The sequence below is a fragment of the Paraburkholderia domus genome (genome assembly GCF_905220705.1).
Classification (GTDB): domain Bacteria; phylum Pseudomonadota; class Gammaproteobacteria; order Burkholderiales; family Burkholderiaceae; genus Paraburkholderia; species Paraburkholderia domus.
Genome location: NZ_CAJNAT010000052.1, coordinates 19,298 through 30,687 on the forward strand (window position 1 = coordinate 19,298; position 11,390 = coordinate 30,687).

Below are 11,390 nucleotides of genomic sequence, written 5' to 3' on the forward strand. Positions count from 1 at the left end.
GCAAGTAAAACTTTGGACGTGACATCCCCCCGCGACGCCAGCGGTCTGGCGCCGTTCGATCGACGATCGGAGGGAATTGCCGGAGAGTTAGATCTGGATCGGATACGGCGGCAGTTCACCGCTTTCGTAGCGCTTCGGCAGATCAGGCGTGGCGTTCTCCCACACCAGCAGCATCGAACGCTTCTGCGAGTAGCCCTTGTGACGGATGTCGGCCGGCATCGCGGCGATATCGCCCGCGTTCATCGTGATGCGGGCACGCGGCTCGCCGCTGTCCTTGTCGCCGACGTCCCAGATGATCTGGTCGGACAGTTGCAGGAACCACTCGACGCGGTCGTTGCCATGAAACACCGGCAGAACGAACTCTTCGGTGGTCGGGCAGAACAGGCTTTGCTGGCACACGGAGGTGACCGACGGATTCCACGTCACGTCCGAGCGCGACAGGTACTTGAAGAGGCTGAACGCATGTAATGTGTTCTCAAAGCCAGGCTCTGCGTGAATCTCCGGTTCGTCCTGGTCGACGTCGGCGAACTGGCGGTTGACCGGCAGGTCATCGCGCAACGGTGAATCGCCTTCGAGGCCCGACATGCGTTTGGTGGCAATCCGCGTGCGCTCGATGGCCGCGATGTTGTCGCCATGTTTCGTGCCGAACGCGGAGCCGGTTTCTTCAGGCGCGGCGAACGGATCGAAGCCTTCGTTGACCCAGTCGTTCAGGATCGCCTTGAAGGTCGCCATGATGAGCGGCGTATCGAACTGCTGCATGTGATCGACGCCCGCTTCCTTGAAGCTCGCGTTGTACGCACCGGCGTACATGTCGACCTTGCCGTAGTGATTGCGCGTGCCGATCACTTCGTCGAAATTGACCCAGCCGTAGAAGAAGCCCCACGCAACATCTCGCATCATGGCGCGCAGAAAGTCGTCGGCGTGCATCTGATGTGAACGGATCTGGCCTATGGCCGGCCACTTGACGGTGGCGAAATAAGCGTCGCGGCTGAATTCGAAATCACCGAGGCGGAACGTGCGATAACCGGTCACCGCGTCGGCCTCGCTCGCGGTGACGTTTTGCAGTGTGCTGGGTTTGTTCATGATGGGCTCCAGAAGAGGATCGATCGTGTAGAGGGAATCAGTGGATGCAGATGTCGGCCCACTTCTCGACCGAATAGCGCCCGAGGATCGTCTGCACGAGCACCACGCCCTTCTTCACCGCTTCGAAGCGGTAAGCCGCGCCGGCGGGCAGCAGCGCCTGGTGGCCGCGACGCAGCCGCACATAGCCCATCGACTGGCCTGAGGGTTGGCCTTCCAGCCGCACGCTACCTTCGGTTTGCGCATCGACCAGCGGACCATCCGACGGCTTGATGAAATAGACGTCGATCTCGCCGTCGAGGACGACCGCGAACTCATCGTGCGAAGCAGCGAACCACGGCGATGAGCCTTCCGCGCGCAGCGTCTCGATCACGTACTTGAGATTCTTGCCGACGACGACTTTCTCGTAGGGCGCGGCGCGGCTCGCTACGTCGAACACGTTCGACATCGCGTAATGCTCCGGTTTGCCCTTGATGATTTCGATGGAGCCCTTGCGAAAGTTGTCCAGGCTGCCGAACCAGGTCTGTTGCATGTCTTCCTCCAGTTATCTACGAATCCACGAATGCGTTGCATGGATCGAAGATTAAGTGGCGGCGGGCGCAACAGCAATGTTCTGAGGGTCGGAAAACAAGAACCATGGGTACTTCAAAATCGTGCCAGGGAAATTACCTGGTGGAGAACCCGGGCGGGTCTCCAGTGGCCTTCAGTCTTCGGCCAGCTCTTCACCGACGCTCTTCGCCTCGTCGTCCGGCGGCGCAATGCCGAGCGCCTTGTCCCATTGCGGCTCGCGCAGGTAACGGGCGCGCAGGAAGTCAACGAAAGCCTTGACCTTGGTGGTCGAGCGGTGCGAGGCGGGATAGACAGCTGACAGCCATAGCGGCGGCGCTGCGTACTCGGGAAGCACCCGTTCAAGGCGATGCTCCAGCAGGTCGGCGGCGGCGACCATGGTCGGCAGATAGACGACACCCGCACCGGCCCGCGCGAACTCCAGCAACAGGTGCACGCTATTGGTTTTGAGCACCGGGTTCAGTGCGATTTCGAAGCATTCGTTGCCGCGCATTAACGGCCACTTGTCGCCCCATGGATAGTACGAGTAACGGGCGAAATCGTGTCGCAGCAGATCGAGCGGCGTGTCGATCAGCGGCTCTTCCTTAAGATAACCGGGCGCTGCGCACAGCACGCCGCGCACCGGAAACAGTCGCCGCTCCACCAGCAGATTCGACGCCGGCGGATAGATCTGCAAGGCCAGATCGAAGCCTTCCTGAACCGGATCGATCACCCGGTCGTTGACGGTCACGACGAATTCGACGCGTGGGTAAGCAGCGCGGAATTCGATCAGCGTTTGCGAAAAATGGCCCAGCGCGAAGCCCGGCAGCACGTGGATATTGAGGGTCCCGGCGAGCGCTTGCGGATCGCCGCGCGAGCGGCCGGACAGATCCTGGACCTTGGTGACCAGTTCGGCGCACTCGCGGTAGTACGTTTCGCCGAGTTCCGACAGGCGCACCGCACGCGTCGACCGATGAAAAAGCGGCACGCCGAAATGGTCTTCGAGCTGCTTGACGCGCGAGGTCACCACCGATTTGGCGACGCCTAGCTGGCGCGCCGCCCCGGCGAAGCTCTGCGCTTCCGCAGCCCGCACGAACGCTTCCATCGACATGAACAGGTCCATATTGTCTCCCTCGGTCACCGTGGCCCGCAGCCTGCCTTCTCAACGGCAGTGTAGCCTTCGGATCGACTCTGCGTACCGAGCACTCATTGGCACGGTCAGCGGTTCTGCGGTGATTGCCCTGCACCTGCTGCAACGGCGAATCGATGAATGGCGGGCAGCCGCTGTCATTGTTTAATTGCGGGGCAGGATCAATGAAAGAACGACGGGGACACAGGCACACGCCAAAACAGGGCATACCGCGTCGACTCAACCTGCCGGCAGTCGCGGGATACTGACGCCAAAGGTCTGAAGCAGCAGAACCAGATTGAGTACGAGGATGATCACCGTCCCGGCGATCGCTGCGACGTCCACCAACCGGCTGTTGGCGAACTCGCCCATGATGTCCTTGCGGCGTGTGAACAGAACCAGGGCCACCATCGGGATCGGCAAGGCGAAAGAAAGCACGACCTGACTGAGCACCAGCGCCTGGGTCGCATTCACCCCGAGGCCGACCACCACGAAGGCCGGGACCATGGTCACGAGGCGCCGTGCCCAGATCGGAATCCGGAAGCCGACGAAGCCCTGCATGATCATCTGGCCGGCCATCGTGCCGACAACCGAGCTGGAAATGCCTGAACTGATCAATGAGATGAGGAATACGGCCGCTGCGCCGGCGCCGAGCAGCGGCGTAAGGATATGGTAGGCCGTTTCGATTTCAGCGACGTCGCTGTGGCCGGCATGGAATGCGGCACTCGCCATCATGACCATGGCCATGTTCACGAGGCCGGCGATGGAAAGCGCAACGATAACTTCCAGGTTCGAGAAGCGCAGCAGGGCACGGTGCTCGCTTGCGTCGCGTGCCGGCGCCCGGCCCTGTGTGAGGCCGGAATGCAGATAGATCGCGTGGGGCATAACGGTGGCGCCCACAATGCCCACGGAGAGGGTCAGCGCCTCCCCATTCGGTATTGAAGGCAGAATCGCGTGCAGCCCGGCCTGCCCCCACGAAACCGGTGCGATGAACATCTCGATCAGATAGCACAGGGCGATCACGGCAACGAGCGCACCGATGATGATTTCAATGGGCCGGAAGCCCCCTTTTTCGACGACGAGGATGCCGTAAGTCACCACGGCGGTAACCGCCATGCCAGCCATCAACGGCATTTTAAACAGTAGTGCGAGGCCGATTGCCCCGCCCAGGAATTCTGCCAGGTCAGTCGCCATTGCGGCGACCTCGCTAACACCCCACATGACGTAGACGGCTCTGCGCGGCAACTGCTCCCGGCACACTTCGGCCAGATTGCGGCCTGTGACGATGCCGAGCTTCGCAGAAAGCGCCTGAAACAGCATCGCGATCAGGTTGGCCAACAGTACGACCCACAGCAGGGTATAACCGAACCGTGACCCTGCCTGGATATTGGTCGCGATATTGCCCGGATCCATGTACGCAATCGAGGCGATCACAGCGGGCCCCGCGAACAGCAGCGCCGAGCGAAGCCCGCCCCGTTTGCCGGACAGTACGTCGCGGATCGCAACAGTCGTGCGATCAGTGAGGCGCCTTCTGTCGACAATGCCGGTCATGGATATCTCCACTAACCATTCATTCTGCGTGAAGCAAGTATCTCGGGGACGGAAGAAACCTTAATCGCGCGAGATAATGCGAGTCGCGTCAGGTCCATAAGTTACTCCTTATCTACAGCCGCAATCGACATTGCACCAGACTCAGTATATAAGCGAATCACGCATAGCTTCGTCACGGTGAAGAAAGAAGCCGGCGCGGTCGCGCCGCTGTGGCCGGTTTGTAAGCGTAGGCATTTCAAACAGGTAGTCAGACCTCTTTTCGTCATCGTTTTCACACTGGCACGCTTCAGGCGGGCTAGTGGCTTAACATAAAATCCAGCTGCACCGGACCGATCAGAACTGGACGAAAATCAGCAATGCGCACTGCATCGAGCAACGACCCGCTACCCACTGCCATACCGCCAGGCCGCTTGCTGTTGCAGCCGGAGCCACCGAGGCTCGCACCCGGCATCGTGCACAGCAATTTCAGCGTACAAGGCGACGCCCGTCAAAGCTTCCTGGCCTGGCAGGAGCGCATGAGTCCTGTCTACGACATACGGCCTTCCTCAAAGCAGGCTGAGGATAGGTTCGATGCGTCGCTGTCCCGTTACACGATCGACAATCTGAGCTTCTTCGACTTCCACACCGGGCCGAACGTGGCCGTGCGGTCGTTGGGTCGCGTGTCGACCGAGAGCGTTCGCGACCTCACTTTCAGCGTCTTCCTTGAAGGGCCACCTGGGCAGCTCCTGGGCGGCAAGACACCGCCCGACGCATCACACATACCGCAAGTGCCAAGTATCCTCGCGCTGGACATGGATCAGCCGTGCACCATCCGGAGTTTTCATGGTCGGTTGTTGCTTCTTTTTGTGCCGCGCGCCCTGGTGGAAAAGTCGTTCCCTGATGCCGCCTCGCTGCATGGCCGCCGGATTCACGCCACCGCGCCGTTGACTCGCTTACTGATCGACCATCTGGTAGCGCTCAATCGACAAATCGTCGGGCTGGCCAAGGAGGAAGCGCGTCACGCCTTTCTCACCGCGGTGGAGCTGCTCGTCGCCGCGTTCAGCCGTGAGGCGGGTCTTTCCGGCAACGGCCGCGCGGCAGTGCGTGCAGCGGTCTATGGACAAGTGCGGCGGCATGTCGAGACCCATCTGCACGATCCGGATTTGTCGGCTGACAGCGTGTTGGCATCGCTGCATCTCTCGCGCGCCAGCGTGTACCGGATTTTTGAGCATGAAGGCGGCCTGGCCTCCTATATCCGCAGCCGCAGGCTGCGCATGGCAGCCGATGAGCTGGTGCGCTTTCCGCATATGGAGGTCCAGGACATTGCCTCCGGCTTGGGTTTCAATGATGCGTCGACCTTTACGCGTGCATTCCGGCGGGCCTTCGACATCGCGCCAAGCGAATTGCACGCGTATGCACCGATGCTCCAGCGTGGACATGCGCAACGGATGCGCTTCACGTAGACCGGCAATGCTGAACGGCTTGGATCGTTAGCTGCGATCGGAGTACGCGAAATCACGGTGCCGTTTCGCGTCATCACGTGCGGATAACGGCGGTGTCGGGTCTGGAGCTGAGCCTGAAATCGACACCGCCCTGCTTCTGCGGGCTACTGACAACTGGTTGCTAGTTTTTCGGGATCATCGCCTTTTTTCTGCAAGCCATGCCGGGGTCGGTTTCGGCGCGGCCGCCCCGGTCAGGTTAGAGTCCAGATTTCCGGACGTGTGAATGACGGGAAACCCATGCTGGCAGGCCATTCCAACGAAATTTAGCGAAGCGCAGTTCGAGCAGTTTGTCTTGCCGCATCTGGCCAAAGGTCATGGCCGGCGCGGCCCTGCACCGACCCTGTCGCTGCACAGGATCTTTAACTACATCCTGCAGGTGCTTTATATGGGATGCCAGTGGAAGATGCTGCCGATCGAGAGGAATGCTCAAGGACTGCCCGAGATTCACTACACACGGATCTACCGGACATTTCGTCGCTGGCAGGCCGTGGGTTGTATCGATGCCATTTTTGCCGGCTCGGTTCGCAGCCTTCATGACGACCAACTGCTTGATCTGACGGTGATTCACGGCGATGGCACGACGACAGCGGCGATAACCTCGGCTACAGCGGCCACAAGCATCTCAAGGGAGACAAGGTGGTGGCCTTGTGCGACCGCCACTGCAACGTCATCGCGCCGTTCGTCACCGCTGCTGGCAACCGCAATGAATCGCCTCTGCTGCGTGATGCGCTGCCCCGGCTCAGCCAGATGGCGCGCGCTATCGGCATGGATCTGCAAGGCACCATCGTCAGTCTGGATGGCGTCTACGACTGCAGGGACAACCGCAAGGCGATTTTCAATCGCGGCATGGTTCCGAACATTCCCGAGAACCCGCGTGCACGCAAAACCTCGAAGTGCGGTCGCAAGCGCCGCTTCAATCCGGCAATCTTCGAAGAGCGCTTCCGCACCATTGAGCGCGTGTTCGCCTGGGAAGACAAGTTTCGTCGCCTGCTGCTGCGCTTTGAACGCGTCAGTGAGGTGCACTACGCGTTCAAGACGCTGGCCTACACGATGATCAATCTGCGCCACTACCGCTAAGTCGTGATCGCCAGGCAGGAACGTCATTGATTGCGCAGCGCGCCATGCATGCGTTCGCCCATTCTTTTTTGCATTCCTGACGATTATGTAGAATTCGATATGCAATATCTGTCGTTTTCTGCAGCGATGTGCCTTGCTTTGCTTTCGCACGAACAGCCATCGCAGTTCTTCCGATTGTAATCAACAGAAACCCGCAACCAGTTGCTGGACAGGAAAACGGGTGAGCACTGAGCCGCCGCGGCTCTCCTCACTCCAGGCAATCGGCGGTAATCGACTCACTTCGGCCCTTCGACCCGGCGTGACCCCAACGGCAGCTCTCTCAAGGTACAACGGTCATGAGCATGGGCTTGTCCGCGAATGCTCGGCCGAGGCAGCCGAAGGGCACTTGCCTGGCTCAACGGACACGTTCAAAGGGAACTAGTCAGCCGTCTCCTTGCGCTGACGGCCGCCCCCTCGGGGTGTACAGTCAGCTATTTCCCTTCGGGACACACCCGGCAAAGAATAACGGTGTCCGGGAAGATGCCTGGCACAGAGTCGGTTCAACTCGCCGTTCAAGTAAGTACCATCCTGGCTGCAGGGTAAAGAGCATACTGTCGCCATCCATGCCTCTCAATTGTCTGGAGGTACGAATCATGCGAACCGATAGTCCCATCCACTCGGAGCGCGACGCAGGACGCGCACAACGATGGGTTCGCTCGTTGCCCGGCATTCAGGTCGTCAAAGGGTATCGGGCTAGCTGGCTGCCGAAGGATCTGGCCGCGGGGCTGGTGCTGACAACGATGCTAGTGCCGGTCGGGATCGCTTACGCGGAGGCGTCGGGCGTTCCGGGGGTGTGCGGCCTGTACGCGACAATTGTTCCGCTCCTCGCCTATGCGGTATTCGGGCCCAGCCGAATATTGGTGCTCGGGCCTGACTCCGCGCTCGCCGCACCCATATTGGCGGTGGTTGCGCAGGTCGCCGCCGGCGATCCCTCTCGCGCGATCGCGGTGGCCAGCATGATGGCCATCGTCTCCGGTGTGGTCTGCATCGTGATGGGAATCTTACGTCTGGGCTTTATCACGGAATTGCTGTCCAAGCCGATCCGCTACGGCTACATGAACGGCATTGCGCTCGCCGTGCTGATCAGCCAGTTGCCCAAGCTGTTCGCCATCTCCATCGAGGAACAAGGACCGCTTCGGGATCTCACCAGCCTTGCGCATGCTATAGCCGCGGGCAAGGCCAACTGGACCAGCTTCGCGGTGGGCGCAGGAAGCCTCGTACTCATCCTCTTTCTGAAGCGTTTCGAAAAGCTTCCGGGGATTCTTATCGCGGTTGTGCTGGCGACGCTGTGTGTCAGCGTATTCGGCCTCGACAGTCTTGGCGTCAAGGTGCTCGGCAAGATTCCGCAGGGGCTACCGGCGTTCGCACTGCCGTGGGCAAGCGGCGCTGACCTAGCCAAGATCGTCCTCGGCGGCAGCGCGGTCGCGCTCATCGCTTTCGCAGATACCAGCGTGCTGTCGCGAACCTTCGCTGCGCGCGCAAACAGCCGGGTCGATCCGAACCAGGAGATGATCGGCCTGGGGGTCGCCAACCTTGCGGCGGGACTCTTCCACGGCTTCCCGATCAGCAGCAGCTCCTCCCGCACCCCCGTCGCGGAAGCCGCAGGCGCGAAGACGCAGTTGACGGGCGTCGTAGGCGCCGTGGCGGTCGCGGCGCTGCTGCTGGTGGCACCGGACCTGCTGCGTTATCTGCCCACCAGCGCGCTCGCAGCAGTGGTCATTGCCGCGGCCATCGGCCTCTTCGAGATCAACGACCTCAAGCGCATTTTCCGCATCCAGCAATGGGAATTCTGGCTATCCATCGCGTGCCTGTCAGGCGTCGCTGTCTTCGGCGCCATCCCCGGTATCTGCCTTGCGCTGGCGATAGCGATCATTGAATTTCTGTGGGATGGCTGGAGACCACATTTCGCGATTCTCGGGCGCGTTCCCGGCTTGCGCGGCTACCATGACCTGGAGCGCTATCCACACGGTGAAAAAATTCCCGGTCTCGTGCTGTTCCGCTGGGATGCACCGCTCTTCTTTGCCAACGCCGAGCTGTTTCAGGAGCGTCTGTCACAGGCCATCGCGGAATCGCCGACACGCGTGCGCAGAGTGGTCGTGGCGGCAGAGCCGGTGACGAGCGTGGACGTGACATCGGCCGATATGCTTCGCGAGTTGATCCGCGAGTTGGGAAAGCGTGGCATCGAGTTGCACTTCGCCGAGCTTAAGGACCCTGTGCGGGACAAGCTCACGCGCTTCGAATTGACGGACCTTCTCGGGGACGCGCAATTCCATCCCACGATAGGCAGTGCGGTCGATGACCATCTCGGCAATCTTGCAGCCGAGGAGCATCGCGGCGATGCCGGCCCCGGGCCGTCGGGCGTAGGCCACATTAAATAAGTCACCGACGGAGCCTCGAAATATCGGACCGATTCGCCGTTGTAGTGACAGTTTTGCTTGCAGTCCGAACGAAATAAAACCGTCAATTCGCATAAGTCGAGAGCGTGCAAAAGTTGGGGAGGCTCCCAAGGAGGGCTGCTTGTGCTTCCGGTAGCAGCATCGGTTTCGTCTGGAGTAGGCTGATCAGTCTCGCAACGGTGGGAGCAAGCCATGCGGTTGATCATCGAAGCAAGGTTGGCCGACGGAGACAATGATACGGTCGAGGAAGGTGACGGAGTTCTGGCGGTGATTGAGCGTCCTGATTGCTGTCTTGCCGAGCTGGGCCTGACTCTCGCGGAAGGGCGGTCGCTGCTTGCAAAGGTGCAGGCCGAGTTCATTTCGAAACAGGTGCAGTCATGGCTCGCAGGCCAGACCCATTGTCGGAGCTGCGGTGCGGCCTTGAGTCATAAGGATAGTCGCTCGACGGTGCTGCGCACCGTGTACGGCAAAGTGATGGTGAAGAGTCCGCGGCTTTGGTCGTGTGCTTGCCAGCGGAATGCGCGGACGCCGCGGCGTGTGGTGCATCCCTTGTCCCAAACCCTAACCACGCGCGTCACGCCGGAACTGGAATATCTGCACGCGAAGTGGGCAGTCCATCTGCCATACCGGCAGGCCGCGGCCATGCTTAAGGAAGTGCTCCCGCTGGACAAGGGCATTTCGTTCAGCGGCACCAGGGATCGGATTCACACTCTTGGAAAACAGCTCGACGCTGACATCGAACGTGACATCGCGAAGCTACTTCAAGCCGTTGCGGACGTGCAGGTTCGCGAATCCAGCCATGTCGCGGCCGTGAGTGTCGACTCGGCGTGGTTGCGTAATTGCGACTCAGGGAGTGGCCCTGGCCGCCACGTGAATATCGTCGCCGGGCGGGCGACGTTCACCGATGGTCCTCCAAAACTTTATGCCTATGTGCACAGGGCAGTCAGCTGGCTCGCGGCCGGATCCTCGACTGGTTCCACATCGCGATGAAGTTCCAGGCGGCGCAGCGTTCCGTGTTCGGCAGCAAGATGATCGACTCGATGGACCAGGAGTCGGTGGAGACCGAAATCACCCACGCGAAGTGGTTGGTCTGGCATGGCAAGGGCAGCCAGGCCTTGGAGCGGATCAAGGCACTGGACAGTCGGCTGCTGGCGAGCGAGGGATACGAATTCAAAACGCTGTGGTGGAATCTGAACACCGTCTCCAGTTATCCGAGGAACAACGCGCACACGTTGGTCAACTACAGCGCCCGGCATCGCAAAGGTCTCCCGATCAGCAGCAGCATTGCCGAGTTCGCGGTGAACCAGGTCGTCAGCCACCGTATGGCCAAGAAGCGACAGATGCGCTGGACCGACGAAGGGGCGCACTGCATGGCACAGGTCAGAGTCGCGGTTCTGAACGGGGAATTCTCGTCCCATCGCATTCTGGCGCTCAAAATTGCCGACTCGCGTTACGGGAAATGCATCGGGCAAACGTCGGCAGGCGGGCGCCGGCGAGCGCACAGTGCAGTCATGTCGTAAGCAAGGGATGCCTGACGAAATTCACCTCCCCAACTTTTGCACGCTCCCCCGTAGCACTGGCCGCGAAATTCGAGCTGGTCAAGAAGGCGAACCTCACGTTTCCCCGCTTCACCACATCAGGCCCTGTGAGCCGTCACCTCGACACGAAAGGCTACGAGGCCACCACCGGCATTGGTCCAGATCTGACGGAAGGTGCTCGGGCTGCCGTCTCTGGAATGATCGACATTTTGACGCGACAACATCACATCAGCGCAATCGATGCTTACCTGCTATGCAGCGTTTGCGCCGACCTGCACATCAGCGAGATCGTCGACCAGCCTAACTGGATTGTCTCCCTCTACTTCCCCCGGATCATATTCGAGTGACTCCCGCAACGGCTCTGCTCGGATTATCCCTCTTGCCGAGTCGCGACGGAGGCGGTACGAGCGATGTCTGTCCGATTCGTTCGGCCGAACTCGACCCAGGTTGTGTGGAAACCCGATGGCATTACAATGCGACGCGTGACGCCGACCCCAGCGGCGCGTTTGACTGCCTTCGCAGCTATCACAACGCCGACGAGAAGGTGAACCTC

9 protein-coding genes and 2 pseudogenes are annotated in these 11,390 nt (G+C 60.5%); 7 read left to right on the top strand and 4 right to left on the bottom strand.

Going from position 1 to position 11,390, the window contains the following annotated elements; translation table 11 throughout:
* Window positions 1–87 precede the first annotated feature (87 nt).
* From KHO31_RS37810 to KHO31_RS37825, 4 genes are all read right to left on the bottom strand, one after another.
* Entirely contained in the window at window positions 88–1,083 is a 996-nt protein-coding gene (locus tag KHO31_RS37810) for a hydroxyquinol 1,2-dioxygenase (RefSeq protein WP_211625924.1), read from the bottom strand.
* Window positions 1,084–1,120: 37 nt separating this feature from the next.
* Window positions 1,121–1,612, bottom strand: a complete 492-nt coding sequence (locus KHO31_RS37815) for a cupin domain-containing protein (protein WP_211625926.1) — start codon at window positions 1,610–1,612, stop codon at window positions 1,121–1,123.
* Window positions 1,613–1,783: 171 nt separating this feature from the next.
* Window positions 1,784–2,749 carry a LysR family transcriptional regulator gene (locus KHO31_RS37820; protein WP_211625929.1) on the bottom strand — a complete coding sequence of 322 codons (966 nt, stop codon included), beginning with the start codon at window positions 2,747–2,749 and terminating at the stop codon, window positions 1,784–1,786.
* A gap of 246 nt (window positions 2,750–2,995) precedes the next feature.
* Window positions 2,996–4,306, bottom strand: a complete 1,311-nt coding sequence (locus KHO31_RS37825; protein ID WP_211625931.1) for an Nramp family divalent metal transporter — start codon at window positions 4,304–4,306, stop codon at window positions 2,996–2,998.
* 356 nt (window positions 4,307–4,662) lie between these two features.
* Here KHO31_RS37825 and KHO31_RS37830 point away from each other — a divergent pair, with 356 nt between their 5' ends.
* The 7 genes and pseudogenes from KHO31_RS37830 to KHO31_RS39940 all read left to right on the top strand — a co-directional run bounded on the left by KHO31_RS37830 (window position 4,663) and on the right by KHO31_RS39940 (window position 11,184).
* Window positions 4,663–5,748, top strand: coding sequence for a helix-turn-helix domain-containing protein (locus tag KHO31_RS37830; protein ID WP_211625933.1), 1,086 nt, complete (start codon window positions 4,663–4,665; stop codon window positions 5,746–5,748).
* A 262-nt stretch (window positions 5,749–6,010) separates the two neighbouring features.
* Window positions 6,011–6,238: pseudogene (locus tag KHO31_RS39660) on the top strand (transposase); the annotation flags it as partial.
* A 179-nt stretch (window positions 6,239–6,417) separates the two neighbouring features.
* A pseudogene (locus KHO31_RS37835) lies at window positions 6,418–6,864 on the top strand (transposase); the annotation flags it as partial.
* A gap of 632 nt (window positions 6,865–7,496) precedes the next feature.
* A complete protein-coding gene (locus KHO31_RS37840; RefSeq protein ID WP_201084300.1) occupies window positions 7,497–9,281 on the top strand; it encodes a SulP family inorganic anion transporter in 1,785 nt (594 codons plus the stop codon).
* Between the two features lie 210 nt (window positions 9,282–9,491).
* Complete coding sequence (locus KHO31_RS37845) at window positions 9,492–10,289, top strand: hypothetical protein (protein WP_211625937.1); 798 nt, start codon at window positions 9,492–9,494, stop codon at window positions 10,287–10,289.
* Between the two features lie 23 nt (window positions 10,290–10,312).
* Window positions 10,313–10,819, top strand: a complete 507-nt coding sequence (locus KHO31_RS37850) for a hypothetical protein (RefSeq protein WP_211625939.1) — start codon at window positions 10,313–10,315, stop codon at window positions 10,817–10,819.
* Window positions 10,759–11,184: an acetamidase/formamidase family protein gene (locus tag KHO31_RS39940; RefSeq protein WP_328822753.1), complete on the top strand. Its 426-nt coding sequence runs from the start codon at window positions 10,759–10,761 to the stop codon at window positions 11,182–11,184. The genes KHO31_RS37850 and KHO31_RS39940 overlap by 61 nt, the downstream gene beginning before the upstream one ends.
* Window positions 11,185–11,390: the final 206 nt, after the last annotated feature.

Coding starts and splice junctions, on each gene's coding strand:
- KHO31_RS37810 (WP_211625924.1), bottom strand. CDS start 1,083: ATGAACAAACCCAGCACACTGCAAAACGTCACCGCGAGCGAGGCCGAC.
- KHO31_RS37815 (WP_211625926.1), bottom strand. CDS start 1,612: ATGCAACAGACCTGGTTCGGCAGCCTGGACAACTTTCGCAAGGGCTCC.
- KHO31_RS37820 (WP_211625929.1), bottom strand. CDS start 2,749: ATGGACCTGTTCATGTCGATGGAAGCGTTCGTGCGGGCTGCGGAAGCG.
- KHO31_RS37825 (WP_211625931.1), bottom strand. CDS start 4,306: ATGACCGGCATTGTCGACAGAAGGCGCCTCACTGATCGCACGACTGTT.
- KHO31_RS37830 (WP_211625933.1), top strand. CDS start 4,663: ATGCGCACTGCATCGAGCAACGACCCGCTACCCACTGCCATACCGCCA.
- KHO31_RS37840 (WP_201084300.1), top strand. CDS start 7,497: ATGCGAACCGATAGTCCCATCCACTCGGAGCGCGACGCAGGACGCGCA.
- KHO31_RS37845 (WP_211625937.1), top strand. CDS start 9,492: ATGCGGTTGATCATCGAAGCAAGGTTGGCCGACGGAGACAATGATACG.
- KHO31_RS39940 (WP_328822753.1), top strand. CDS start 10,759: ATGCATCGGGCAAACGTCGGCAGGCGGGCGCCGGCGAGCGCACAGTGC.